The sequence below is a fragment of the Paraburkholderia sp. XV genome (assembly GCF_020177535.1).
GTDB lineage: Bacteria > Pseudomonadota > Gammaproteobacteria > Burkholderiales > Burkholderiaceae > Paraburkholderia > Paraburkholderia caribensis.
The window spans coordinates 113,615-139,046 of sequence record NZ_JAGUUD010000009.1; the positions used below are offsets into that span (position 1 = coordinate 113,615).

The following is a 25,432-nucleotide window of genomic DNA, read 5'->3' on the forward strand; positions in this document are numbered from 1 at the left end:
CCTGCTGCTACAATCTGGTCTCAAAAAAGCGGAGATAGATGGATGTTCAACGAGCGGCAGGGAGCGCTAGAGTCGACAAAACGGGGCTCTGTTGCGGCAGAGGTCTGGGTGTTGGGTGCGTTCATGCTGATCGGCGGATTCATTTCTGTTCGCCTCGGCAAGGACATGAACTGGGACCTGCTCAACTATCATCTCTACGACGGTTGGGCGCTTTTCAACAGACCGTGGGGCATTGATCTATTTCCAGCCGGGCTACAAACGTTCTTTAACCCGTTGCTGGATGGGTTGTTCTATCTAACCCAAAAGCACTTGCCTGATGGCGTTACAGTATTTTTCATGGGGTTTCCGATTGGCATATCGGCATATTTCTCATGGAAGATTTTCCCGTTGCTCATCGGGAACATGCAAACGGGTTCGCCGATCATCCTAGTGAGAATCGGCGCAGTCGTGTTAGCTCTGACCGGAGCGGCTGGGTTGTCGCAGGCCGGTACGACAACGAACGAATGGGCAACGTTCGCTCTTCTGCTTGGCGCCATGTGGATGATGCTCACAGCGTTTCGCCGAGAGTTGGTGTGCGCATTTTTCCTCGCCGGCGTTCTAATAGGGGCAGCTGCCGCGTTGAAGTTGACAGCGGCCATTCCAGCCGTCGCATTCTCGGCGTCCTTTGTATGGCTACTGCGCTATGACGATCGTAAGTTCGTCAGCCGCGTGTCGTTCTTTGTCTTCGGTGCTGTGCTCTCGTTTGCAATACTTGCTGGTCCGTGGATGTGGTCTCTTTACAAGAACTTCCACAATCCAATTTTCCCATTCTTCAATTTTGCATTCCACTCTCCACTGTTAGACGATGCGTCGATGCGCGACGAACGCTTCCTGCCAAAGTCAGCAGTGGAAGTATTGACCTTTCCATTTGTCTCGGCGTTCTATAAAACGAACGTTCACAACGACATCGCCGTCAGAGATCCCCGGCTGTTTATCGGCGTAGTGATATTGATCGCGTGGATTGTGGCATGCGTTCTTCGCATCAGAAAAGGATTCGATAGTGGCAACGATTGCCGAGTGAGAATGTTTCTGGCGAGTGCGTTCGTACTTACCTATGTGATGTGGATTGTGCTGTTTGGTATCTATCGATATGTCATCGTTCTGGAGTTTTTAGCCATATGCATGGCGTACGTGACCGTCGCATCAAAGCTGTATTCCGGAAAGATTCGGGACGCGTCGGTCATATCCGCAGTTGTTTGCGTTGCCGGTTTTGCTCTGACAGTTCCAGGGCCATTTGCTCGTGCTGAAATCGTCAACGGGCCGTATTTCGCGGAACGTATTCCTGCGTTACCGAAAAATTCGGTTGTAGTGAACCTCACGACGGATGCGGTCGGATACCTTATCCCACAGTGGGAAGGTCATCCGCCCGTCATTTCACCAAACTCAAGCCTGACGGTTCCGGGAATCAACGGTCCGGTGCAAAGGCTGATGACGGAAGCGGTTCTGAAGCATGATGGACCGGTGTTTTTGATTATTAGGTCGTCGGTTCTCGACAACCCGGCAAAGTACCTTTTGCAGCAGTATCAACTCGGTGTCGATAGACCGAGTTGCCATGATCTGGATGGATATGGAGACGGTCTATTGCTGTGCAAATCTAAACCTGACCGCTACGAAAATAGCGTGGGGTTTGATGTACGTACGGGCGGCCAGACGGGTGACCTGATCGGAGCATACGAGCCGGTCGAAGTCGGCGCGGGAGGTACATGGACAGACTACGTCGCAATGATCTCGTTCTCCAAGAATGCTTCGACATCAGATCGCGATCTTGTAATTCAGGGACAACTGCCTCTCGATCTGTACAAAAAGATGTATGGCAAGATCGCCGGGAAGAACCTCACCGTCTCAGTGAACGGGAAAATCGTGCATAGCACTGCCGTTGAGTCCTCTGAGCGCTTCAATTATCGGATTTCCGCATCGGAGATAGCGGATGCATCGAAAGGATTTCCGATGATCGGCATCGAGGTGCATACACCATTTGCGGCAGTGCCAGCCGAGGTCGGCGCAGGTCCGGACATTCGCCGATTGGGCATGCGTATCCTCCGCATCTCATTTGAACGCCAGTAGAAGACCATTTTGCCCCCGTCAGAGAGGACGGGGCCGCAATCGTCAGAACTTCACCTTCAGTTCCAGCGTGGTCACGTCGTTCCAGAGCGGAGGAACATTACGGTTGCGCGAGTTCAGGCCCGTGAAGTAGTGGCGCGCGGCCACGCTTACGCGTCCATAGCCGATCGATACTCCGACTACGGGTGCGACGGACCAATACGCGTCCGACAGGTGGAAGTTCTTCGGCGGCACCCCTCCCACCTGCCATCCCGCCACATCCTCAGACCATGAGTCGCGGTGGATATATGCGCCGGCCTCGGCGGCGAGCCGGACGCCATAGAGCCAGTAATAGGCTTCTGCGGTCAGTGCGGCCCCTTGTGACCGTCCCTCTCCGGTGAAGAAGGCGGTGGGGACGCCAGTCTTGTTGTTGTATGCGTGAGACTTCGGGTCGTAGTTCTCATCCTGTGGCGTGCACGAGCACGACGCAGCGAAACGCCCAAGGTTGACGTAGTCGAGATGCCAGTCGACGCCCCACGCGCCGCGCGTGAGCAGCGGTCCGGTGATCCCCAGCGAGAAAGTGGGCGGTTTGGCCGTGACATGCGAGCCACCTGGAATTCCAGCCTGTTGCCAGCGACCGTCGGGCGTATCAGCTTTGGATAGGCCGATGCCGGCCTGGACGTGGATGCCGAAAGGATGTGCGACGTAGTCGTCAATAACGTCGGCACGCGCAGTCGCTGCCGCGCAGCCAAGCGACATTGCTACGGCTGCGGCTCTCCATCGGGATCCGGGGAACCTGACGCCGAGTCGAGATCTATCGTCGCGCCGATCTGGCGCATCTTTTCGAGCACGCGCTGGATATCCGCTTCGTTGAGGGTAAGCCGTGCCGCGCCAAGGAACAGAGATGCCGGCGTGATGCCCTGCGGATTGCTCTCGTTGACCAGATCGCGCCATCGACGGCTGCTCGATAGTCCGAGCAGCTGCGCCATCTGGGCACCTGTAAAGCCGAGTTCTTCCTTGAGCTGCTTGAGCTGCTGAACCGTCGGCGGTTGATAGAGCATGTCTGGATCGTCCGGCGCGCGCGTACACGCGAAAGCTGAGTTTCATGATGGGATTCCTTTCGGAGTGACGCCGCGCGGGATGCGCTTCATCTGGTTGCGAGATTAGGCGGATTCCGCCTAATCGTCAAGAGCAAAACGACACAGGCCGCCATTGAGCGGCCATTTTTCTTTGGGGGCATTCAGTCGATGGCGACTACCGAGGATTTCTCGCTGGTGAAGCTGCTGTCCGGCATATCGGCATCGCTCGTCGTCTGTTCTTCGATTCTGTCGGCTGGCTACATGCGCATGCGCAAGCAGCTGTCCGACCTGAAGAAAGACGAATCAAGCAACCAGCTCGACATCCGGCGCGACGAGATCGAGGCAAAGAGTCTGGAGAGCCTGGACCGGGCGTCGAAGGAATGGGAGTCCCAGTATCACAAGGCGATCGCGCGCGAAACCCGATATCGAAGGCTGCTCGCCGTCTCCGAGGCGCGATATCGAAAGATGGTGCAGCAGGCGGCCGAAGATCGGCTGCAGGACCGTTTGAAGATCGAGGCGCTCGTCGCCAGCCTCGCGGAGAAAGACCGCTTTATCGCGCAGCTGCAATCGCAACTCGGAGGCCGTCGACCGGCGGACACCCAATGACGAAAGGCGAACACATAAAGGCAGTCTGGCACCGCGTCGATCTGTACATCATCAACGTGCTCGTCGTGCTGCTCGCTGGCGCCGTCGGCGCGGCGATCATGAACTGGATGAATTCCGGCGAGCGCACGTTGCTCGTTGCGCGGTTCCCCGTCGTGCGCGCGGAAGAGCGGGCGGCGTGCACGCGTGAATTCTCGTCGCAGATCAACGGCCTCAAGTCGACGCTGGCGGCGCGGGAAGAGATGGACAAACGCACGGCCGCCGACGTCGCCGACATGAAAACGCTTATGCAGACGACGAACGAGCTGGCGGCATACACGCTTCGCTTCCTGGGCGATCGCGCGCGAGTGAACGATCAACGTACGGCCGCGATGCTCAAGCAGACGAAGGAAGCCGCCGCGGCCGCCGCCGCCGCGCAAAAGACCACGGCGACGGTCGAGCAGAAGGTCACCGACGTCGCAGTGAAGACCGACGAGGCGGCCAGCACCGTGCAGGCCGTGAGCAAGAAACTGGACACCGCTGTACGTCCGGCGCTGCCGGCGAAACCCTGGGCCGGCGCCCGCTGAATCCGGCGCCATTCTGGCGCCTTGGAGCAATCCCTCATGACACCAGAAATGCTCGCCGCGGCGCTGCAGATTTCGCTCGCCCGTGCGAACCAATGGGCCGACCCGCTTAGTGCGGCGATGGCCCTCTATGACATCGATTCCCCACTGCGTCAGGCTGCCTTTCTAGCCGAATGCGGCCACGAGTGCGGGCGCTTCGTCTGGCTGCGCGAGATATGGGGGCCGACGGCCAAGCAGCGCCTGTACGAACCATTCACGCCGAAGTCGAAGGCCTTAGGCAATACACAGCCCGGAGACGGGTTCCGGTACCGCGGCGGCGGCCTGATCCAGATCACAGGCCGATACAACTATCGCGTGACCGGACAGAAGATCGGCGTCGACCTCGAGGGCAACCCGGACCTGATCGCCGAGCCGTCGACGGCGGCGCTCGCGGCCGCGCAATTCTGGAGCGACCGGAACTTCAACGCGTATGCCGATGCCGGCGCATTCCTGACGCTCTCGCGCGCGATCAACCTCGGCAATCCGAACAGCACGGCGCAGCCGGAAGGCATGGACGACCGCGACCTTCTTTACACGAGCTGCAAGCAGGCGCTCGCCACTTGATCCAAACCGCCGCATTCACGCGGCTTTATACCAGGAGATTGACCTTGAACTCATCGCTGTGGGCGAAGTTTCTCGCCGCTGTTTTGCTGTTTGCCATGTGGCTGGCGCTCGTGATCATGAAGATGGTGCCGGCCGAGCCGCTCGTCTTTGCGATCAGTCAGGCGCTCGTTGGCCTGGGCGTCTACCACGCATCCACCGGCGGCTTCTCTTCCAAAACGACGGTAACCCCGTTGATCGAAGGGACGCAGCTGGCAACGATCGCCACCGCGTCGAAAGACAAGGAACCACAGGTGACTGTGTCCGTGTCGCCGCCGGCGGCACCGACACCGGCACCGGCCCCCGCTGCGACGACGCTGCAATGATCCGGGCCATCTGTATCGCCGTCGCTGCCGTGAGCCTGTCGGGCTGCGCGTCGCTCTGGTATGCGGGCGTCGCCCGCTACGAGGTCGAGCCAATTGCCGACGCGTCCGGACATCCGAGCGGCTGCTGTGCCCTGCGCGTGTGGAACGGCAAACAGATGGCCACCGTCGACGCGACCTTCACCCGCACCCCAACCGGGGACTTCTCAATCTCGCTCCGGGAAACCGACGTCGAAGCATTCCAGGGGCAGGCAACCGCCGCAGCTGCGGCATCAGACGTCGCCGCGGCCGCCGCCAGCGCGGCCGTGACGGCAATCAAAACCCTCAAGTAAGAGAAACCACATGAAACGACTACCTATGCTGCTTGCGGCAGGCCTCGCCGCGTCCGTCATGCTGCTCGCCGGTTGCGCGGCCACGGCCCCCACGCTTTCCTTCCAGCAGGCGACGGCGCTCGTCTGCGCCGACGCCAACACGGCCGTCCAGATCATGACGGATGACGGCGTGTTCACCGGCGGCGCGCTGAACACACTCAACAACGACTTCAAACCCGCGCTTGCCAAGGTCTGCGCGGCGGGCGTCACGGTCACCAAGCCAAATCTGCAGGCGCTCGTCGACGTGGGCTTCCCGCTGCTTAAAACGCTGGTGGCTGCCTCGAACCTGCAGCAGCAGATGAAGAACAGCGCGAACGCAGCTATCGACGTGGCGACGCTTGCGGTCAATACCGCGATTGCATTGCAGCCGGCGACGTCGACCACAACGCCGGCGCCGGATCCAGCGTCGGCACCGGCGGCCGCAAGCGCGGTGATCGCATCATGAGCAAACCGATCCGCGTTGCATTGAGTGGATCGGGCTTTCGCCTCGGCGCGCACCTCGGCGCGCTGCAGGCGATCGTCGACGCCGGCTATGAAATCGTCGAGCTCGCAGGCACCTCGGGCGGATCGATTGTCGCAGCGATGTATGCCGGCGGCATGCGCCTCGACGACATGCGCCAGCTCTGCATGCGCATGGACTGGTCGCCGATGATGCGCTTCTCGCCGTGGGCGGTGCTGCGCCACCAGGCGCTCTGCACGGGGAAGGCCCTCGAGGCGTTCCTGAAAGACGGAAGCGGAGGCAAGACGTTCGCGGACCTGCAGCTGGACCTGAAGATCGTTGCGGCGGATCTGCTGACGGAAAAGGAGTTCCAGTTTTCACGTCGGACGACGCCGAGAGTGCCGATCGCGGTGGCGGCGCGCGCGAGCGCCTCGATTCCGATCGTCTTTCCGCCGGTGGACGTCGCCGGCGCGCTGCTCGTCGATGGTGGCACCGCCGACAACGTGCCGGTGAGTGATCTGACGGTCGACGAGGTGCCGCGGCTGGGTATTTATCTCGTATCAGACGACACCGCGCTCAAACCGGGTAGATATGGCCTGAGCACCCTCGCGCCGCGGATCATTGACCTGATGCTGGCGGCCAACGAGACCGCGCACGTCGATCTGGACCAACGGAGCGGGGCGACGATCGTGCGTGTGCCGACCGGTTACGCGAGCTCGTTCGACCGCAACATGCCGTACGCCACGCGCCAGAGGCTGTACGAAGACGGCTACAGGAACACGCAGCTCGCGCTCTCCTCGATCTAACCCTTCGGCAGGCTTCCGCCCATCGCACCAAGCCTGATTTTCTCCGCGAGCATCGCGTCGATGACGGCCTGCAGCTGTGCCTTCAGGTCGCCGTCCCGCTTGTTCCACATTGCCAGCTGGGCGTCCAATGCGTCGGCGTGAGCCTGCCGGATGATGGCGCGGGCGCGATGCACTTCCAGGATCAAACGGCGCACGTCGGGGTCTTGGTGTCGACGCCACAGCTCCCGCAGCTCGCTGTCGCTGACGGTCGGAAAGTCGGTCGGGGTAAGGCGCATAAGTCGTCGAAAACACTGTACGTTTATACAGTATAGTGGATGCGTTTCCCGGCCCCGAATTTCGGAACGGGTCTCTTGAAACCCGCATGAAATCGTGGGGCGATCTGTTATATTTGTTCCGACGACCGGTTAGCCATGTCCAACAATGGCGGGGCGGCGAGCGAAATCGACGGCTGGATTGTGATTCCTGTCGTCGTGGGTTCGAGTCCCATCAGCCACCCCAGAGAATTCAGAAACGGCATTGCGAGAAATCGCAATGCCGTTTTTGTTTTGGCGACGCGCGGCATGCGACGCGCGGTCGTTCAAAAGAGAACGCACGCGCATCAGATCAATCGCAGACTCACCCCTTCCGCAAAGGCTTCAGCAACTCCTTCAAGCCGTTGTGATCGATTTCGTGCATCAACGCGAGCAGCCTGCCAATCTCGCCAGGCGGAAATCCTTCGCGCGCAAACCAGTTCAGATAATGTCCCGGCAGATCCGCGATTACGCGCCCCTTGTATTTGCCGTAAGGCATCGTACGCGTCACGAGCAATTCAAACTGTTCGACATTCATCTCAAGTCCACCTGTTCAGCGCCGCGCATCTCACACCCGTTTCCGCCGATGATGTCCGCTCACATGCGCGCCCGCATCGCGTTCGAGCCCGAACACATCGACGATCGCTACCAGTCCGACAACGGCCACCAGCAGAAACGCAATGCTGAAATCAGCCGGCGTCACCGACTGCGCTTCATGTCCATGCAGCCACGCAGCCACCCGCAGTGCGATCGCGCCGAGCGCGACGCCCATGCCCATCGTCATTTGCGACAGTGTGCTCGACAACGTCGACGCGCCGCTCATCTGCGGCTTCGGCACATCGGCGAACGCGAGCGTATTGACGGCTGTGAATTGCAGCGAGCGCGACAGGCCGCTCGCAAACAGCACGATAGCCATCGGCACGAGCGGCGTCGAAGCCGTCAGCAGACTCATCGCCGCAATGCTGATTGCCGCGAGCGCGCCATTTACGAGCAATACCGGACGAAAACCGAAGCGCCGCATCACCGGCGTCGTGACAAGTTTCATCGACAGGTTGCCGGCGAACACGATGAGCGTCAGCAGTCCCGAATGGAACGCGTTCATGCCGAAGCCGAGTTGAAACATCAGCGGCAGAAGAAACGGCACGGCGCTGATCGACACGCGAAACAGCGAGCCGCCGCCCATCGCGACCGCGAACGTCTTCACGCGAAACGCCGACAGATCGACCACAGGATGCGCGCTGCGGCGCAGATGGAAGAGGGCGCCGATGCCCGCGGCGAGGCCTGCCGCGAGAAACGCGAGCGCTTCGCGCCACGGCGCGTCCGAACGGCCGAGCAGTTCCATCGCATACATGATGGCCGTGCCCGCGACGCCGCACAACGCGAAGCCGATGCCGTCGAACGGACGCTTCTGCGACTCGCCTTCCGGGGCAATGAAGCGCCACGCGAGCACGATGCCGAGCAGCCCGAGCGGCACATTCAGATAGAAGATCCAGCGCCACGACGAGTAGGTCGTGATGAAGCCGCCGAGCGGCGGCCCGATCACGGGCGCGACGAGCCCGGGCCACGTGATGATGGAGATCGCGCGCATCAGGCCGTCCTTGGGCGTCGCGCGCAGGACGGCGAGCCGCCCGACGGGCACCATCATCGCGCCGCCGATGCCCTGCACGATACGCGCCGCCGTGAACTCGACGAGGCCGTTCGTCATCCCGCATGCGACCGACGATGCCGTGAACACCGCGAGCGCCGCTGTGAACACGTTGCGTACGCCGAAGCGGTCGGCGGCCCAGCCGCTGATCGGGATGAAGACGGCGAGCGTCAGCAGATACGACGTGATGCCGATGGAGAGATCGACGGCATGCACGTTGAACGACTGCGCCATCTGCGGCAGCGCGGTCGCGATGATCGTGCCGTCGAGGTTCTCCATGAAAAACGCCGCGGCCACGAGCGTCACGATCAGTGACTGCCGTCCGTTCGACGGGACGGATGACGTGGACGGCGTATCTGACATCGAGATGATTCTCCGAACGTTGTAAGCGCATCGAAACCGGCCATATGCCCGACCCTGTGCCGACGCGGCCAGCCGCTATTCTAGCCACGCACGCAGTTTGCGCGGACATGGTAATTTCGCCTTTTCCCGATTGATCACCCGCAAGAACACGAACAGGAACCAGGCGATGGAATACCGCAGACTCGGCGATACGGATGTGAAGGTCAGCCTGATCGGTCTCGGCACGATGACGTGGGGCGAGCAGAACACGGAGCGCGACGCGCACGAGCAGATCGACTACGCGCTCGATCAGGGCGTCACGCTGATCGACGCCGCCGAGATGTACCCGGTGCCGCCGCGTCCGGAAACACAAGGCTTGACGGAGCGCTACATCGGCACGTGGATCGCGCAGCATCGCGGCATGCGTGACAAGATCGTGCTCGCGACGAAGATCGCGGGCCCGGCGCGTCAGCCGCACAACCCGCGTCACATTCGCGGCGAGGGCAACCAGTACGACCGCAAGAATCTCACCGAGGCGCTGCACGACAGTCTCAAGCGCCTGCAAACCGACCACGTCGATCTGTACCAGCTGCACTGGCCCGACCGCAGCACGATGACGTTCGGCCGCCCAGCGTATCCGTGGATCGACGATGCCTACACGGTCCCCATCGAAGAGACGCTCGGCGTGCTCGCGGAGTTCGTGAAGGAAGGGAAAGTGCGTCATATCGGCGTGTCGAACGAGACGCCCTGGGGTGTCGCGCAATTTCTGCGTGCGTCGGAGAAGCTCGGCTTGCCGCGCATCGTGTCGATCCAGAATCCGTACAGCCTGCTGAACCGCACGTTCGAAGCGGGGCTGTCGGAGTTCTCGCATCGCGAGCATGTCGGGCTGCTCGCGTATTCGCCGCTCGCGTTCGGCTGGCTATCGGGCAAATACGAAGGCGGCGCGCGTCCGGCGGGCGCGCGCATCACGCTGTTCGAGCGCTTCCAGCGCTACAGCAAGCCGCAAGCCGTGCGGGCAACGACGCGTTACGTCGAGCTGGCGAAGCGCCACGGCCTGTCGCCCGCGCAGTTCGCGCTCGCGTTCGTCAACAGCCGGCCGTTCCTGACGAGCAACCTGATCGGCGCGACCTCGCTGGATCAGCTGAAAGAGAACATCGCGAGCGCCAATGTGAAGCTGCCGCCGGAAGCGCTGGCCGAAATCGACGCGCTGCACGAATTGCAGCCGAACCCCGCGCCCTGAGCGGCTCGCCGCGCGCCGCGACGCAAGGGTAGCGGTGCGCAGGCGGCAAATGCACGAACGTACCTGATGCCGCGCTCGACAGCATGCGGGCGCGGATATTAGCCGCCCGTCACGCGGCTTTCGCCCCCACTTTTTGCGATCCCGTTCGATCCGTGTACAGTGACCGGTGCCGCGTGCCGAGGCGCAAGCCGGACGGTACGCGAACCCGCGCATGCCGTACAAGCTGCAACGTAGTCAACAACACAACGACCGACCCCCACGACGATGAACGCCACGCGTCCCACCTCTTCGTCCGCTGCCCCGACCTGGCCGATTTTCGTGCTGCTCGCCATCGCAGGACTTTTCTATGTCAAATGGTTTCCGTATTACAACCGCGCCTTCACGGCGGCGTCGACGCATTCGATCGGCGCGTCGATCCTGATGGGCAAGGCGGCGAGTCCGCCCGCGCCGTCGTGGAACGCGGCGCTGGCCTACGCGCTCGCGTACGGCAAGGCGATCTGGCAGGCGATGGTGCTCGGCCTGCTGCTCGGCTCGGCCGTGCAGGCGCTGCTGCCCGCGCACTGGGTCGCGCGGCTGCTCGGCAAGACGGGCTTCGGCAGCGTCGCGGCGGGTGGCCTGCTCGCGGTGCCGGGCATGATGTGCACGTGCTGCGCGGCGCCCGTCGTGGCGGGACTGCGTGCGCGTCAGGCCTCGCCGGGCGGCGCGATCGCGTTCTGGCTCGGCAACTCGGTCCTCAATCCGGCGACGCTCGTGTTCATGGGCTTCGTGCTTGGTTGGCACTGGGCCGGGCTGCGGCTCGTGCTCGGCATCGCGATGGTGTTCGGCCTCGGCTATCTGGCGAACCGGCTCGTGACACCGACGGAAGCGCAAGCGGCCGACGCGCGCCTCGTCGAACTGATCGGCGAGCAGCGTGACGGCAATCCGTTCGCGCGCTGGCTGTCGATCTTCGCGCGCATGGCCGTGCGTCTCGTGCCGGAATACATCGTGCTGGTGCTGCTGCTCGGGGCGGCGCGCGCGTGGCTCTTTCCGCAAGTCGGGCCGGAGATCGGCAACGACATCGTATGGATCGTCGCGCTGGCCGTCGCGGGCATGCTGTTCGTGATTCCGACGGCAGGCGAGGTACCCATCGTTCAGGCGATGCTGTCGCTCGGCATGGGCGTCGGCCCCGCGGGCGCGCTGCTGATGACGCTGCCGCCCATCAGCGTGCCGTCGCTGGCGATGCTCGCGCGCTCGTTCCGGCCGCGCGTGCTGACCGTCGTCGCTGTCGGCGTGGTCGCGTTCGGCGTGCTGGCGGGCCTGCTCGCCGTGGCGCTCGGCTTCTGAGCAAGCGCGCATAATCAAAACGCGGCGTCGCGGCGGCGAATCTCGTCCTACACTGGGAGGCAAGCGCGCGGTTGCGTCTGTCGCCCGGTTGCGCGGCGTTGCCTTGTTGCATTGCAAGACGCAGGCGGACGGACGCAAATGCTACGATGGCGCCCGTTCATGCTGCCAACGCGGCGCAAGACAGGACGAATCATTCAGCTGCACAAAACGGCGTGCAAGCGCCAACCAGTTAAATTCAGGACATCGCATGGCCCAACAAAAGACCAATCCGAAACTCGAGCAGGCGCTGACGCGCGGGGATCTCGCCATCCGTCAGGCCAATTCGGCGCGCGCAACGGCCGTGCTGCGTGCGTTGGGCAAGATGATCGTCGACGCATCGGCGACGATCGGCGTCGAAGCGCATACGTCGATTCCCGATGGCGACCGCATTTACGATCCCGTCGACGGCATGTGGCCGCAGGCGCTGCTCGTTTCGCTCGATGGCCCCGTCGAGGAAGCCGACCCGGAAGAGTTGCGCACGATCCGTTTGCGCTCCGACGATCCGGGCACGATGTTCCGCGTCGAATGGCATCGCGCGGATGGCAAGATCGGCCGCCAGGAAGGCGGGCCGTTCGCGACAGTCGAGTTCATCTCGGACGTCGACGTGCCGTGGTCGGACGACGAAGAGTGATCTGATTCGATTATCGTGGGGGCGCCGCCGCGCAGGAAGCTGCGCGCGGCGCCCTCAGCGCATCATGCGGCGGCGGAACAGCACCGCCGACAGACAGAACGGCACCACCACATACGCGGCCAGCACGGCCACGTGCAGCGCCGCGTCGTTCATCGGACGGTCCAACAGCGCCGGACGGATCAGGTCCACCGTGTGCGCCAGCGGCAGCAATTGCGCGGCGAACTGCGCAGCGGGCGGCAATTGCGACAGCGGAAAGAATACGCCCGAGAGCAGCAGCATCGGCGTGAGCACCAGCGTCTGATAGAACATGAAGAAATCGTACGAGGGCGCGAGCGCCGTCACGATCATCGCCGTGCTCGCAAACGCAAGGCCCGCCAGCACGATGACGGGCAGCGCGATGAGCATCGACGGAAAGCTCGCATAGCCGAGTGCGCCCGCCACGATCATGATGGCGGCGCCCGACAGCACGGCCTTGCTGCCTGCCCACACGACTTCGCCGAGGACGATGTCGCCGAGTGTGAGCGGCGTGTGCATGATGGCCTCCCAGGTGCGCTGCACGTGCATCCGCGAAAAGCCCGAATACATCGACTCGAAGCTCGCCGACATCATCACGCTCGACGCCACCGTGCCCGCCGCGAGGAACGAGATATACGAGACGCCGTCGACATGTCCGACCATCAGCCCGAGGCCGAAGCCGAGCCCGAACAGATAGATCATCGGATCGGCGAGATTGCCGAACATCGACGCGAGCGCGAGTTTGCGCCATACCAGATAGTTGCGCCGCCAGACGGCAATCCAGTTGACGGCGTTCGCGGGCAACGCGGCGAAGCGCTTGCCGAAGCGCCCGTGTGACGCGGCGTGCTCGGGGGTGTCGTAGGTGCGTAAGTCCATGTGTGCTGTGCGCCCGGTATCGTTGGCGAATGTGTGCGTGCCCGTCAGTCCTGCATTTCGCGGCCGGTCAGGCGAAGGAATACGTCTTCGAGATTCGCCGGCCGGTGCAGGTAGCGCAGCCCCGCGCGCTGCTTCAAGCGCGCGTGAACCGGTTGCGGGTCGTCGACATAACAGAAGAGCGTCTCGCCGCTGATCTCGGTGCGTACCGACAGCGGCGCCAGTTCGTCGCGCAGCCTGACGGGATCGGGGCCGTACACTTCGATCACGTCGCAGCCTATTTCCGAAGCGATCAATTCATTCGGCGCGCCTTCCGCGATCTTGCGTCCTTCCTCGATCACGCACAGCCGGTGACACAGACGTTCGGCTTCTTCCATGAAGTGCGTGGTCAGCAGAATCGTCTTGCCCCGCGCGAGCAGCGAGCGCAGGCGCTCCCAGATCAGATGGCGCGCCTGTGGATCGAGGCCGGTGGTCGGCTCGTCCATGATGAGCACGTCGGGGTCGTTGATGAGCGCGCGAGCGAGCGTGAGCCGCCGCTTCATTCCGCCCGACAACTCGCCCACGCGCGCATCAGCCTTGCTTTCGAGGCGCGCGAATTCGAGCAGCGTGGGCACCATTGCGCGGCACTGCGCGGCGGACAGGCCGAAGTAGCGGCCGAACACCAGCAGGTTTTCGCGGACCGTGAAATCGGGATCGAGATTGTCGAACTGCGGCACGACGCCGACGCGCGCCCGCGCAAAGCGCGAGCGCAATGGAATCGGTTCGCCGCACAGCCGGATGCTGCCTGCATCGGGTGCCGCAATGCCGAGCAGCATGCGCAGCGTCGTGGTCTTGCCCGCGCCATTGGGACCGAGCAGTCCGAAGCATTCGCCCGGGCGCACATGGAACGACAAGCCGTCGACGACAGTTTTCTCGCCGTAGCGCTTTTCGACCTGATGAAATTCGATTGCAGCTTCAGACATACGAAGAAGGATGCTCCCTGAATAGGTGCCTGTCGGGTGCAAAGCGGAGGCGGCTGCCTATTCTAGGGCATCGTGCGCACCGCGTTTGGCGCATGAATGCGCATCGCTGGCGATTGCATGCACGATCTTGCACCGCGTCATGGCTGAGTGCGCGGCCCACCGCACTTAGCGTTTTCCATCCCTTGCATGTCGAATTGCGGCGCACCATGATTCAGATGAGACCGCGATAGTCGCGGGCAAGGGGGGAAGCGAAATGGCGAGCTACAACAAGATTCTGCTTTGCTATGACGGCTCGCGTGAAGGCCGCAAGGCATTGCGTTGCGGCGCGAATCTGGCGCTCGATCTGGGCGCGGAGACGCATTTGCTGTCGGTGGTCGACATGCGTTCGAGCATCGCGCAAAGCGCAGGCCTGCTGACGGACGTCGCATGCGGCAGCTTCGAAAAAACCGCGCGTGAAATCCTGCAGGAGGGTGTCGACTGGCTCACGGAACGTGGCGTGAAGGCGACGGGGCATTTCGCGTTCGGGCATCCCATCGACGAAATTGCGTCGCTAGCGAACGAGTTGCACGCCGATCTCGTGGTGGTCGGGCATCGCTGCCGCACGGGACTGTCGCGCTGGTGGATGGGCGCGGGTAATACGCCGCTGCTGGACCGCGTGTCGTGCAGCATTCTGGTCGCGTGTTCGTCGGCGGCTGAAGAGGAGCAGGCGGCTGCCTGACACAGCCGCCTGATGGCGAGCAGCGATGTGATGGCGCGTCAGCCGTTCAGATCGACGGCTGACAGCTTCCACGTGAACAGTCCCTGGCGACGGAAGATCGCCGCATAGCGCGTGTCGCCGACACCGTGCTGATAGCTCACGACGAATTCGTTGACGCCGCGATATCCCGCCGTGGTTTGCGGCGGCTGCGGCGGCGTCTTGCTGTTGGCGTTAGCCTGGCCCGATGCGGGCGGCGGGGTTTGCGGCGGGTTGTCTGTCTGCGCGGCCGGCGGCGGAGGCGGGCGCTCGCCCGGTTCGCCGCGCGGCGGCATACCGTTGAGCAACGCGGCGACACCGTCCGGCGTCGCATAGGCATCGACAAGCGGACCAATCAATGCAACACCGATCATCGCGCCAATCGCCGCGAGCGGATTGCCGTTGTGCTGCACGTCGAGCCGCCGCGTCAGCAACCCTGTGACCTGTAGCTTGAGACTGTCGCGTAGCGCCGGGTAGTCGACGTACGCGTTGACCGTTTCGACATCGCGGGAATCGGCGGCGCGTTTGAGCCGGTCGAGCGCGATATACGGCGATGCGTACGCATAACCCAGCGCAGCCACGACGACGATCGCGATCAACGCGATCAGAATTGGCCGACCCACGCGGCCTTGCATCCGTACCAGACCTGCCATTGTGCGGAACGCTCCGTTTTCAGTATCGATCAGGTGTGGACCCGATCGGCACCGAAACGATCCCGCGAGTTTGCAAGCAAGCGTTTCACCGCTTCGATATCAGACGCAAGCGGCGCGCTCACGCGGCCTGCTGGGTCAGTTGATCGCCTTGCTCGGCAATGGCGCGATCGATCATGTTGCAGACAGCGTCTACGGTGCCGACCATGATGAGCCGCGACGGCCCGTGGTAGACCCGGACGGGTGCGCGCCGTGCCGGTTCCGCATTGAGGCCCGAGTTCAGCGACACGCGAGCGAACGCCGGTTGCGCGGACGGCAACGACTGAGGTTCGTCATCGAACAGCGATGCCGTGCGGCCCGCGACATTCGACGCAAGCGCCGTCAGCGAACCACAAGGGACAAGCTCGCGCAGATGGCGCAGACGACCGAACTGGCGAAAGGGCAGCAAGCGGGCAAGGCGTTCCATGAGTCTCTCCAGACAGTGTTCAGCTAATTAGAATTCCGTCGGCCGGATCAACCCGACCGCGATGCCTTCCAGCGCGAACTCCGCGCTGCCGGCCTGAACAAAAATGTTTTCGTAATCGGGGTTCTCGGCGATCAGCTCGATGCCGTTGGGCCGGCGCTTCAGGCGCTTCACGGTCACGTCGTCACCCAGCCGCGCGATGATGATCTGGCCGTCTTTTGCTTCGCTCTTTTTCTGCACGGCGAGCAGGTCGCCGTCGAAGATGCCCGCGTCGCGCATCGACAGCCCGCGCACCTTCAGCAGGTAGTCGGGCTTGCTCGAGAACAGCGACGGGTCGCACGTGTAAGTCTGCGAGATGTGTTCTTGCGCGAGGATCGGGCTACCGGCTGCCACGCGGCCCACGAGCGGCAGCGACAACTGCATGATGCTCGCGTGCGGCAGCGTGAACTGGTGCGGGGAATCGTCCTGGCCCGCGAGCAGGCGGATACCGCGCGACGCGCCCGCCGCCAGTTCGATCACGCCCTTGCGCGCCAGCGCTCTCAGGTGTTCTTCCGCCGAGTTCGCCGAGCTGAAGCCGAGTTCGGCGGCGATCTCGGCCCGCGTGGGCGGGAAGCCCGTGCGCTCGATGGCGCGGCGGATCAGTTCGAAAACCTGTTGCTGACGTGCGGTGAGTTTGGTCATGGCGCCACTGTATGGATAGACAGGTGACTGTATTTTTATACAGTATCCGGCGCATTTCAAGCTTTACTTTAAGTTCGTCGCTGCGGGTGTCGTGTGAACGTCGAAAGACGGCGCTGAAGCGGCGCAATGGACGTGCTCGCGGAGGCAAACCATTCCTTTACCACTATTGCGTATTAAAAAATGAAGAAACATTATTTTTAATGATGAAGCCGCCTGGATAGACTGGCCTCCATTGATGCAGCAGCAACGCCCGCGCAGCGGCAGAGGCGCTTGCCGCTTGCGCAGCAGCGAATCGCGGCAATCAGCGGAAAACAGGCAGTCACACCAACAAGACGGAGAAGGTCGATGGGCATTCGGATCACGGGGTTGGCAGGAGCACGGAAGTCAACGCGCGGCAGCGCGAAGCGGTTGGTCGCAGCGCTCGCACTGGGCGCCGCGTCGGCGGTCGGGATGATCGCGCAGGCGCACGCGGACACGACGCTGCTGAACGTTTCCTACGATCCGACCCGCGAGCTCTATCAGGACGTCAATCAGGCGTTCGGCAAGGAATGGAAGGCGAAGACGGGTGAATCGGTTACCTTCAAGCAGTCGCATGGCGGCTCCGGCGCGCAGGCGCGTTCGGTGCTGGATGGCCTGCAGGCCGACGTCGTGACGCTCGCGCTCGCTTACGACATCGACGCACTCGCCAACAAGGGCCTCGTCAACAAGGATTGGCAGAAGCGCCTGCCCGACAACGCGTCGCCGTACACGTCGACGATCGTGTTCCTCGTGCGCAAGGGCAACCCGAAGCACATCAAGGATTGGGACGATCTGGTGAAGCCGGGCGTGTCGATCGTGACGCCGAACCCGAAGACGTCGGGCGGCGCGCGCTGGAACTATCTGGCGGCATGGGCGTACGCGGCGCATCTGCCGGGCGGCAACGACCAGAAGGCCAAGGAATTCGTGTCGAAGCTCTATAAGAACGCGGGCGTGCTCGACTCCGGCGCGCGTGGCGCGACCACGAGCTTCGTGCAGCGCGGCATCGGCGACGTGCTGATCGCATGGGAAAACGAGGCGTTCCTGTCGGTGAAGGAATTCGGCACCGACAAGTTCGAGATCGTCGTGCCGTCGGCGAGCATTCTGGCCGAGCCGCCCGTCGCCGTGGTGGACAAGGTGGTCGACAAGCACGGCTCGCGCAAGCTCGCCGACGCGTATCTGAACTTCCTGTACAGCGAGGAAGGTCAGGAGATCGCCGCGAAGAACTTCTACCGTCCGCGTTCGAACAAGGTACCGGCAGCGCTGACCGAGAAGTTTCCGAAGCTGAAGCTGTACACGGTCGACGATTCGTTCGGCGGCTGGACGAATGCGCAGAAGACGCACTTTGCCGATGGCGGCGTGTTCGATTCGATCTATCAGCCGCAGTGAAACCACACAGCGGCCATGTTTGAACAAAGGCGCGCCTTCGGGCGCGCTTTCGGCAATGGTGCGACGGCACGCGTTGCAACGCATAACACCTGAAAGAGCTTTCGCATGACGACGTTGACCTTTCGCAAGCCGAGCGCGATACCGGGCTTCGGCCTGACGCTCGGCATCACGCTGGCGTATCTGAGCCTCGTGGTGCTGATCCCGCTCGCGGCCACTTTTCTCAAGACGGCCACGCTCGACTGGAGCCAGTTCGTGCGCGCCGTCACGTCGCCACGGGTGCTCGCGTCGTACCGGCTGACGTTCTTCTCGGCGCTCGGCGGCGCGCTGATCAACGCGGTGTTCGGCTTTCTGGTCGCCTGGGTGCTGGTGCGCTACAAGTTTCCGTTCAAGCGCCTCGTCGACGCGGTCGTCGATCTGCCGTTTGCGCTGCCTACCTCGGTGGCCGGCATCTCGCTCGCGGCGATCTATTCCGGCAATGGCTGGGTCGGCCAGTTTCTCGAACCGCTCGGCATCAAGATCGCGTTCACGCCGGCGGGCGTGCTGGTTGCGCTGACCTTCATCGGCTTGCCGTTCGTCGTGCGGACCGTGCAGCCCGTGCTCGAAGAGTTCGAGCGCGAGCAGGAAGAGGCGGCTGCGTGCCTGGGCGCGTCGCGCTGGCTGACGTTCCGGCGCGTCGTGTTTCCCAGCGTGTTTCCCGCGCTGCTGACGGGTTTTGCGTTGGCGTTCGCGCGCGCCCTGGGCGAATACGGCTCGGTGATCTTCATCGCGGGCAACGTGCCGATGAAGTCGGAGATCACGTCGCTGCTCATCATCACCAAGCTCGAACAATACGATTACGCGGGTGCGACGGCGCTGGCTGTCGTGATGCTGGTGGTGTCGTTCCTGATGCTGCTGCTGATCAACACGCTGCAGTGGTATCTGCAGCGGCGCACGACGCGCGGCCGCACGGCGCCTGCCGTGCCCGCGGTGTCGTCGGCTGCGCTGACGGGAGGTGCGCAATGAGCCAGGATACCGTCGTGCTTTCCGGCTCGGGCGCAGGCAACGCCAACGCCGTGCGCCGCCCCGACCCGGTGACCGAACCGCGCGCCGTGCGCTGGATACTGACGGGCATCGCGCTGCTGTTTCTCGCGCTGTTCCTCGCGCTGCCGCTCGTTGCCGTGTTTTATCAGGCGCTCAGCAAGGGCGTGGCGTTCTACTTCGAGTCGCTCGCCGATCCCGACGCCGTTTCCGCGATCAAGCTGACGCTGCTGACGGCCGCGATCGCGGTGCCGCTGAATCTCGTGTTCGGTCTTGCCGCATCGTGGTGTATCGCCAAGTTCGAGTTCCGCGGCAAGGCGCTGCTGACAACATTGATCGACTTGCCGTTCTCGGTGTCGCCCGTGATCTCGGGTCTGATCTACGTGCTGATGTTCGGCGCGCAGGGCTGGTTCGGACCGTGGCTCGCCGATCACAACGTGCAGATCATCTTCGCGGTGCCGGGCATCGTGCTCGCGACGATCTTCGTCACGTTCCCGTTCGTCGCACGCGAGCTGATTCCGCTGATGCAGGCGCAAGGTAACGACGAGGAAGAAGCCGCGCACGTGCTCGGCGCGTCGGGCTGGCAGATTTTCCGGCGCGTCACGCTGCCGAACGTCAAATGGGGTCTGCTGTATGGCGTGATTCTGTGCAACGCGCGGGCGATGGGCGAGTTCGGCGCGGTGTCGGTGGTGTCGGGCCACATCCGGGGACAGACGGACACGATGCCGCTGCACGTCGAGATTCTCTACAACGAATATAACTTTTCGGCGGCCTTCGCCGTGGCGTCGGTGCTCGCGTTGCTCGCGCTCGTCACGCTCGGCCTGAAGCTGCTCGCCGAGCGCCACATGTCGGCGGAACTGGCGAGCGCGCGCGACGTGCCTGCGCATGCCGGTCCCGTCAGCAAGCCGTCCACGCAGTCGACCAATACCGCCGCACAATCGGTCCAGTAAGGAGAGTTGTCAAAGATGGGCATCACCGTACGCAATCTGCAAAAGCGCTTTGGCGACTTCACCGCGCTCGACAACGTCTCGCTCGATTTTCCGCCGGGCGAGCTCGTCGCGCTGCTTGGACCCTCGGGCTGTGGCAAGACCACCTTGCTGCGCGTGATCGCGGGCCTCGAATACGCGGACGCCGGCCAGGTCGTGCTGCAAGGCCAGGATGTCGCGGAAGTGGGCGCGCGCGAGCGCAACGTCGGCTTCGTGTTCCAGCATTACGCGCTGTTCCGTCACATGACGGTGTTCGAGAACGTTGCGTTCGGCTTGCGCGTGAAGCCGCGTAAAGAGCGCCCGTCCGAAGCGGTGATCCGCGAGAAGGTGCACGAACTGCTGAAGCTCGTGCAGCTCGACTGGCTCGCGCAACGCTATCCGTCGGAACTGTCGGGCGGCCAGCGGCAGCGTATCGCGCTGGCGCGCGCATTGGCCGTCGAGCCCAAAGTGCTGCTGCTCGACGAGCCGTTCGGCGCGCTGGACGCGAAGGTGCGCAAGGAACTGCGCAGCTGGCTGCGCCGCCTGCACGACGACCTGCATATTTCGACGATCTTCGTCACGCATGACCAGGAAGAAGCGCTCGAAGTCGCGGACCGCATCGTCGTGCTGAATCACGGGCACGTCGAGCAGGTGGGCAGCCCGCAGGACGTCTACGATCATCCGCAGACCTCGTTCGTCTACGAGTTTCTCGGCGCGGCGAACCGGCTGCATGGCAGCGTCGACCGCAAGGGTTTTGTCGTCGATGGCGCCGCGCAGCCGATCGCGATCGAAGCGAACTTCCAGGGCCCGGCGTTCGCCTATGTGCGCCCGCACGATCTCGTGCTGTACCCGCAGGCGTCGGGGCATCGCGACGGCATCGTCGTCGGCGTGCGGCGCGTGGTGCCGCTCGGCGGCTCGGTGCGTGTCGAGCTGGAAGGGCGCGCGGGTCACGTGCTCGAAGCGGAACTGGATCGCGAGGCATGGCGTGAGTTGCAGCTCGCCGTCGGTGACGGCGTGACGGCCGTGCCGCGCGCGTTGCGTGTCTTCCCTGCGCATTGAAAGGCGCGCCAGGCAGCGTCGTTTCAAACCAGGCATTGAACAACAAACCTACTCTGGCCGAACCGGAGACATCGATATGAATTTCCAGCAGTTGCGCTTCGTGCGCGAAGCCGTGCGGCAGAACATGAACCTGACGGAAGTCGCGAACGTGCTGTACACGTCGCAGTCGGGCGTCTCGAAGCAGATCAAGGATCTCGAGGACGAACTGGGCGTCGACATTTTCATCCGGCGCGGCAAGCGCCTGACGGGGCTGACGGAGCCGGGCAAGGCCGTGCATCAGCTGATCGAGCGGATGCTGCTCGACGCGGAGAACCTGCGCCGCGTCGCGCGCCAGTATGCGGATCAGGACAACGGCCACCTCGTCGTCGCGACGACGCACACGCAGGCGCGGTACGCACTGCCGAAGGTGGTGCGCCAGTTCACCTCGGTGTATCCGAAGGTGCATCTCGCGCTGCGCCAGGGCAACCCGCAGCAGATCGCGCAGATGATCATCAACGGCGAGGCCGACATCGGCATCTCGACGGAAGCGCTCGACCGCTATCCCGACATCGTGACGTTCCCGTGCTATTCGTGGCATCACGTCGTGGTCGTGCCGAAGGGGCATCCGCTGGTGGGCCGCGAAAATATCACGCTGGAAGAGATCGCCGAGTATCCGATCGTCACGTACGACCAGGATTTCACGGGCCGCTCGCACATCGACCAGGCGTTCGCGAAGGCGGGCGCGCTGCCCGACGTCGTGTTGACGGCTATCGACGCCGACGTGATCAAGACGTACGTCGAACTCGGCATGGGCATCGGCATCGTCGCGGCGATGGCCTTCGATCCGAAGCGCGACACCGAACTGGTCGCGCTCGACACGCAGCATCTGTTCGAAGCGAGCACGACGCGCGTGGGCTTGCGCAAGGGCGCGTTCCTGCGTGCCTATGCGTACCGGCTGATCGAGATGTTCGCGCCGCAACTGCACGAAGCGGATATCGCGAGCCAGTTGCGCGAAGCGGCCTGAGATAGCGGGGCGTTTGCACGCGAGCAATATGGCGAGCCGTACGGCGAGCCCTATGGCGCGCTTCATATAGAGGCTCGCGTTTTCATCGATGGCGGCGGCGTGCGCATCGCTTACAATCGCCGCCATGAATACTTCTACTTCTTCATCGCGCGCGCTGCCGCGCATCGCCGTGCTCGCAACGGGCGGCACGATCGCGGGCGCCGCGCCCGACGCGACCAATACATCGGGTTATCAGGCGGGCGTCGTCGGCGTCGGGCAGTTGCTGGCCGCTGTGCCGTCGCTGGCCGGCGTCGCGAACGTGCAGGCCGAGCAGGTCGCGAGCGTCGACAGCAAGGACATGGCCCTCGCGCTGTGGCGCACGCTTGCGCAGCGCATCAATACGCTGCTGGCTTCCGATGAAGTCGACGGCGTGGTTGTCACGCATGGCACCGATACGCTCGAAGAAACCGCTTACCTGTTGCATCTGAGCGTCAAGAGCGACAAGCCCGTCGTGCTGACGGCGGCGATGCGGCCGTCGTCGGCGCTGTCGGCCGACGGCCCGCTGAATCTGCTCAACGCCGCGATCGTCGCGGGAAGCGCCAAGGCGCGCGGGCAGGGCGTGCTGGTCGCGTTCAACAACCGCATTCACAGCGCGCGCGACGTCGTGAAGACGAGCACGTATGCCGTCGATGCGTTCCAGTCACCGGAAATCGGCGCGCTCGGCTGGGTGCAGGACGGGCGCGTCGAGTTTCAGCGCAGCGTCGTGCGGCCGCATACGGGCGCGACGCCATTCGTGGTCGATTCGAACAGCGCGGCATGGCCGTTGGTCGAGGTCGTGACGAGCTATGCCGGCGTGTCGCGCGTGGCCGTTGATGCGCTCGTTTCGGCGGGCGTGAAGGGCATCGTGGTCGCAGGCACGGGCAACGGCTCGATTCACGCGACGGTGCAGACGGCGCTCGCCGAGGCGGCGGCCAGCGGCGTTGCAATCGTGCGGTCGTCGCGTGTCGGTTCGGGGCACGTGATGCGCAACGGTGCAGCCGCCGACGAGGCGCTCGGCTTCGTCACTGCAGGCGCGCTCAATCCGTACAAGGCGCGCGTGCTGCTGATGCTGGCGCTTGCGGCGGGCCATACGACGCCCGCTGCATTGCAGCAAGTCTTCGATACGTACTGATTTCTTCCGCATCACAAGACGACGCGATCGTTCCTTGCGGATATCACGCGTCGCGCGCTCACATTCCCTCGCCTGAAAGCCTGCTTCGCGGATGCCGCGCGGCAGGCATTCGTTCAGACGTTTGCCTGAAGATCGTCTATAACAGTCAGTAGCCCGACGCACAGCAAGCTTTCAGACGGCATGGCAAACGGGTTCCGTTGCACTTGCAACGGCTTGCGATGCCGTCCCACGTTGCACCAATTCCGTTCATGTCTTTCGAGTACCCGTCGTTGCAGGTTCAACGAACCGCATCAGAATGACAGGAGACAGTCCGATGAACGCATCCCTGAAGCTTTTGCCGCTCGCCGTCGGCGCAGCCTTCGCGATCCTGCCCGCTGCTTACGCCGCACAGGACAACGTGGAGACGCTGTCGAACTTCAAGACCACGGGCAACACGAAACCAGCCGAAACGGTGCCGCAGACGGGTTCGCGCGCCGACGCGCTGCGCGAGAACCTGAAGGCGATCAAGCTGCCGCCCGGCTTCAAGATCGAACTGTATGCCGTCGTGCCCGAGGCGCGCGCGATGACGATCGAGCCGTCGACGGGCGTGGTGTTCGTCGGCACGCGCAAGGATCGCGTGTGGCAGGTGACGGACCGGACCAAGCGGCGCGTTGCTGACGACGTGGTCCAGTTCGCGAGTTCGGTTACGTTCAAGGTGCCGAACGGGGTGTGTTTCTCGCCGGATGGCGTGCTGTACATCGTCGAGCAGAACCGCGTGCTGGCGTTCCCTGCCGCGCAGTTCTTCGGCGAGGGCGGTCCGGACGTGGCCGCCGCTGTCGTCGTGCCGCAGGGCAAGCTGATTCCGCCGCAGTTCGAGAGCTTCAACCATGGGGCGCGCTATTGCCGCGTCGGGCCTGACAAGAAGCTGTACATCGCGCTTGGCCAGCCGTGGAACGTGCCGCCCAAGGACAAGCTCGCCGAGCTCGACAGGAATGGACTCGCGGGCATCATCCGCCTTGATCAGAACGGCAAGAATCGCGAAGTGTATGCCCATGGGGTGCGTAATTCGGTGGGCCTCGATTTCAATCCGAAGGACAAGTCGTTGTGGTTCACCGACAACCAGGTGGACGGCATGGGCGACGACATCCCGCCTGGCGAACTGAATCACGCGACGAAGGCGGGCGCGAACTACGGATTCCCATGGTATGGCGGCGGCCATGTGCGCACGGAGGAATACAAGGACCAGACGCCGCCTGCGGGCGTGGTCTTCCCGGTGGTCGAATACGCGGCGCACGCGGCGGATCTCGGCATGTCGTTCTATACGGGCAAGATGTTTCCGGAGAAGTATCGGGGCGGCATCTTCGATGCGGAGCATGGTTCGTGGAATCGCACGAAGCCGGTTGGTGCGCGCATCATGTTCACGGCTGTCAAGGATGACGGCTCGGTCGGGGAGACCGAAGTTTTCGCGGAAGGTTGGTTGACGCCGAATGGTGAGTACATGGGACGTCCCGCCGATGTGCAGCAGTTGCAGGATGGGTCGTTGCTCGTATCCGATGATTACGCTGGCGCGATTTACCGGATTTCGTACGCGAAATGAAGCGTTCTTTTTTGCTACCGCTGGCGGTTGCGCTCGCTGTTTCAGGGTTCGCCTGTGCAGCGAATGCAGCCGATATCGCGAAGGGGCGCGCCAAGGCTGTGCAGTGCCAGGCGTGTCATGGGATGGATGGCATCGCCAAGATTCCTGAAGCGCCAAATCTGGCCGGGCAGAATGAGGACTATCTGATCAAGGCGCTGAAGGACTTCAAGTCGGGCGCGAGGCAGAATGACATGATGTCGCTGGTCGCGAAGCCGCTGTCGGATGATGATATCGCTAATCTGGCGGCGTTTTATCATAGCCTTCGGTGAGGTTTTTTTTTGTCTGCGACGCTGTGGGGCCTATGCGGTGGTGCTGTGTGGGCGCCTTTGCGGCGCGGGCGGTTTTGGGTTTGGTTTTCGCTGGCATCCGCGATTCGTTAGCTCGCTTCAGGCGTCGCCCCTGTGCGGGGCGGCACCTACTTTTCTTTGCC

At 63.1% G+C, this 25,432-nt stretch carries 30 protein-coding genes; 20 read left to right on the plus strand and 10 right to left on the minus strand.

Features of this window, described 5'->3' with window-relative positions; all coding sequences use genetic code 11:
• The first annotated feature begins 42 nt into the window (after positions 1-42).
• A complete protein-coding gene (locus KFO72_RS07770) occupies positions 43-2,103 on the plus strand; it encodes a hypothetical protein (RefSeq protein WP_225031820.1) in 2,061 nt (686 codons plus the stop codon).
• A gap of 42 nt (positions 2,104-2,145) precedes the next feature.
• Here the strand turns inward: KFO72_RS07770 and KFO72_RS07775 are convergent, their stop codons facing one another.
• Together KFO72_RS07775 and KFO72_RS07780 are read right to left on the minus strand one after the other, a co-directional pair.
• Complete coding sequence (locus KFO72_RS07775) at positions 2,146-2,838, minus strand: hypothetical protein (RefSeq protein ID WP_225031821.1); 693 nt, start codon at positions 2,836-2,838, stop codon at positions 2,146-2,148.
• A gap of 2 nt (positions 2,839-2,840) precedes the next feature.
• Positions 2,841-3,140 (minus strand): XRE family transcriptional regulator, encoded by a 300-nt coding sequence (locus tag KFO72_RS07780; protein WP_225031822.1) that lies wholly within the window; start codon positions 3,138-3,140, stop codon positions 2,841-2,843.
• Between the two features lie 186 nt (positions 3,141-3,326).
• Between KFO72_RS07780 and KFO72_RS07785 the strand changes: the two genes are divergently transcribed.
• From KFO72_RS07785 to KFO72_RS42245, 7 genes are read left to right on the plus strand one after another with little or no spacing between them, the layout of a single operon-like run.
• Complete coding sequence (locus KFO72_RS07785) at positions 3,327-3,764, plus strand: hypothetical protein (protein WP_225031823.1); 438 nt, start codon at positions 3,327-3,329, stop codon at positions 3,762-3,764.
• 56 nt (positions 3,765-3,820) lie between these two features.
• Positions 3,821-4,327 carry a hypothetical protein gene (locus KFO72_RS07790; RefSeq protein WP_225031824.1) on the plus strand — a complete coding sequence of 169 codons (507 nt, stop codon included), beginning with the start codon at positions 3,821-3,823 and terminating at the stop codon, positions 4,325-4,327.
• Positions 4,328-4,375: 48 nt separating this feature from the next.
• Complete coding sequence (locus KFO72_RS07795; RefSeq protein ID WP_225031825.1) at positions 4,376-4,927, plus strand: glycoside hydrolase family 19 protein; 552 nt, start codon at positions 4,376-4,378, stop codon at positions 4,925-4,927.
• 44 nt (positions 4,928-4,971) lie between these two features.
• Positions 4,972-5,289, plus strand: coding sequence for a hypothetical protein (locus tag KFO72_RS07800; RefSeq protein WP_225031826.1), 318 nt, complete (start codon positions 4,972-4,974; stop codon positions 5,287-5,289).
• Entirely contained in the window at positions 5,286-5,618 is a 333-nt protein-coding gene (locus KFO72_RS07805; RefSeq protein ID WP_225031827.1) for a hypothetical protein, read from the plus strand. The genes KFO72_RS07800 and KFO72_RS07805 overlap by 4 nt, the downstream gene beginning before the upstream one ends.
• Before the next feature lie 58 nt (positions 5,619-5,676).
• Positions 5,677-6,102, plus strand: coding sequence for a hypothetical protein (locus KFO72_RS07810; RefSeq protein WP_225031828.1), 426 nt, complete (start codon positions 5,677-5,679; stop codon positions 6,100-6,102).
• Positions 6,099-6,902 (plus strand): patatin-like phospholipase family protein, encoded by an 804-nt coding sequence (locus tag KFO72_RS42245; RefSeq protein ID WP_318248431.1) that lies wholly within the window; start codon positions 6,099-6,101, stop codon positions 6,900-6,902. The genes KFO72_RS07810 and KFO72_RS42245 overlap by 4 nt, the downstream gene beginning before the upstream one ends.
• On the opposite strand, the gene KFO72_RS07820 is transcribed toward KFO72_RS42245, so the two are convergent.
• The 3 genes from KFO72_RS07820 to KFO72_RS07830 form a co-directional block, all read right to left on the minus strand.
• On the minus strand, positions 6,899-7,177 hold the full coding sequence (locus tag KFO72_RS07820) for a hypothetical protein (RefSeq protein ID WP_224099663.1): 279 nt from the start codon (positions 7,175-7,177) through the stop codon (positions 6,899-6,901). The genes KFO72_RS42245 and KFO72_RS07820 overlap by 4 nt on opposite strands.
• 340 nt (positions 7,178-7,517) lie before the next feature.
• Positions 7,518-7,730 carry a DUF3820 family protein gene (locus KFO72_RS07825; RefSeq protein ID WP_007588014.1) on the minus strand — a complete coding sequence of 71 codons (213 nt, stop codon included), beginning with the start codon at positions 7,728-7,730 and terminating at the stop codon, positions 7,518-7,520.
• A gap of 30 nt (positions 7,731-7,760) precedes the next feature.
• Positions 7,761-9,200 carry an MFS transporter gene (locus KFO72_RS07830; RefSeq protein ID WP_225031829.1) on the minus strand — a complete coding sequence of 480 codons (1,440 nt, stop codon included), beginning with the start codon at positions 9,198-9,200 and terminating at the stop codon, positions 7,761-7,763.
• A gap of 166 nt (positions 9,201-9,366) precedes the next feature.
• Between KFO72_RS07830 and KFO72_RS07835 the strand changes: the two genes are divergently transcribed.
• The 3 genes from KFO72_RS07835 to KFO72_RS07845 all read left to right on the plus strand — a co-directional run bounded on the left by KFO72_RS07835 (position 9,367) and on the right by KFO72_RS07845 (position 12,412).
• Complete coding sequence (locus KFO72_RS07835; RefSeq protein WP_054930363.1) at positions 9,367-10,419, plus strand: NADP(H)-dependent aldo-keto reductase; 1,053 nt, start codon at positions 9,367-9,369, stop codon at positions 10,417-10,419.
• Positions 10,420-10,683: 264 nt separating this feature from the next.
• Positions 10,684-11,742, plus strand: coding sequence for a permease (locus KFO72_RS07840; protein WP_225031830.1), 1,059 nt, complete (start codon positions 10,684-10,686; stop codon positions 11,740-11,742).
• Positions 11,743-11,989: 247 nt separating this feature from the next.
• Positions 11,990-12,412: a hypothetical protein gene (locus tag KFO72_RS07845; protein WP_054930351.1), complete on the plus strand. Its 423-nt coding sequence runs from the start codon at positions 11,990-11,992 to the stop codon at positions 12,410-12,412.
• A gap of 54 nt (positions 12,413-12,466) precedes the next feature.
• Here KFO72_RS07845 and KFO72_RS07850 read toward each other — a convergent pair whose 3' ends face one another.
• On the minus strand, positions 12,467-13,303 hold the full coding sequence (locus KFO72_RS07850) for an ABC transporter permease (RefSeq protein ID WP_060600658.1): 837 nt from the start codon (positions 13,301-13,303) through the stop codon (positions 12,467-12,469).
• A gap of 44 nt (positions 13,304-13,347) precedes the next feature.
• Complete coding sequence (gene nodI, locus KFO72_RS07855; RefSeq protein ID WP_060600659.1) at positions 13,348-14,262, minus strand: nodulation factor ABC transporter ATP-binding protein NodI; 915 nt, start codon at positions 14,260-14,262, stop codon at positions 13,348-13,350.
• Between the two features lie 253 nt (positions 14,263-14,515).
• Between nodI and KFO72_RS07860 the strand changes: the two genes are divergently transcribed.
• Positions 14,516-14,980 carry a universal stress protein gene (locus KFO72_RS07860; protein ID WP_036004912.1) on the plus strand — a complete coding sequence of 155 codons (465 nt, stop codon included), beginning with the start codon at positions 14,516-14,518 and terminating at the stop codon, positions 14,978-14,980.
• 38 nt (positions 14,981-15,018) lie between these two features.
• On the opposite strand, the gene KFO72_RS07865 is transcribed toward KFO72_RS07860, so the two are convergent.
• The 3 genes from KFO72_RS07865 to lexA form a co-directional block, all read right to left on the minus strand.
• Positions 15,019-15,648 carry a DUF2939 domain-containing protein gene (locus KFO72_RS07865; RefSeq protein WP_225031831.1) on the minus strand — a complete coding sequence of 210 codons (630 nt, stop codon included), beginning with the start codon at positions 15,646-15,648 and terminating at the stop codon, positions 15,019-15,021.
• A gap of 118 nt (positions 15,649-15,766) precedes the next feature.
• Positions 15,767-16,111 (minus strand): hypothetical protein, encoded by a 345-nt coding sequence (locus KFO72_RS07870; RefSeq protein ID WP_054930355.1) that lies wholly within the window; start codon positions 16,109-16,111, stop codon positions 15,767-15,769.
• Positions 16,112-16,138: 27 nt separating this feature from the next.
• Positions 16,139-16,789 (minus strand): transcriptional repressor LexA, encoded by a 651-nt coding sequence (lexA, locus tag KFO72_RS07875; protein ID WP_007587989.1) that lies wholly within the window; start codon positions 16,787-16,789, stop codon positions 16,139-16,141.
• 345 nt (positions 16,790-17,134) lie between these two features.
• Here lexA and KFO72_RS07880 point away from each other — a divergent pair, with 345 nt between their 5' ends.
• The 8 genes from KFO72_RS07880 (at position 17,135) to KFO72_RS07915 (ending at position 25,271) form a co-directional block, all read left to right on the plus strand.
• A complete protein-coding gene (locus KFO72_RS07880) occupies positions 17,135-18,193 on the plus strand; it encodes a sulfate ABC transporter substrate-binding protein (protein WP_062915418.1) in 1,059 nt (352 codons plus the stop codon).
• Between the two features lie 105 nt (positions 18,194-18,298).
• Positions 18,299-19,195: a sulfate ABC transporter permease subunit CysT gene (gene cysT, locus KFO72_RS07885; RefSeq protein ID WP_060600668.1), complete on the plus strand. Its 897-nt coding sequence runs from the start codon at positions 18,299-18,301 to the stop codon at positions 19,193-19,195.
• Positions 19,192-20,160: a sulfate ABC transporter permease subunit CysW gene (cysW, locus tag KFO72_RS07890; RefSeq protein WP_054930358.1), complete on the plus strand. Its 969-nt coding sequence runs from the start codon at positions 19,192-19,194 to the stop codon at positions 20,158-20,160. The genes cysT and cysW overlap by 4 nt, the downstream gene beginning before the upstream one ends.
• Before the next feature lie 15 nt (positions 20,161-20,175).
• Positions 20,176-21,234, plus strand: coding sequence for a sulfate/molybdate ABC transporter ATP-binding protein (locus tag KFO72_RS07895; RefSeq protein WP_225031832.1), 1,059 nt, complete (start codon positions 20,176-20,178; stop codon positions 21,232-21,234).
• Positions 21,235-21,310: 76 nt separating this feature from the next.
• A complete protein-coding gene (locus KFO72_RS07900; RefSeq protein ID WP_054930359.1) occupies positions 21,311-22,237 on the plus strand; it encodes a CysB family HTH-type transcriptional regulator in 927 nt (308 codons plus the stop codon).
• A gap of 88 nt (positions 22,238-22,325) precedes the next feature.
• Positions 22,326-23,387: an asparaginase gene (locus tag KFO72_RS07905; RefSeq protein ID WP_225031833.1), complete on the plus strand. Its 1,062-nt coding sequence runs from the start codon at positions 22,326-22,328 to the stop codon at positions 23,385-23,387.
• 313 nt (positions 23,388-23,700) lie between these two features.
• On the plus strand, positions 23,701-24,963 hold the full coding sequence (locus tag KFO72_RS07910; protein WP_176052708.1) for a PQQ-dependent sugar dehydrogenase: 1,263 nt from the start codon (positions 23,701-23,703) through the stop codon (positions 24,961-24,963).
• A complete protein-coding gene (locus KFO72_RS07915; RefSeq protein ID WP_060600674.1) occupies positions 24,960-25,271 on the plus strand; it encodes a c-type cytochrome in 312 nt (103 codons plus the stop codon). Before KFO72_RS07910 ends, KFO72_RS07915 begins: the two co-directional genes overlap by 4 nt.
• The last annotated feature ends 161 nt before the right edge of the window (positions 25,272-25,432 follow it).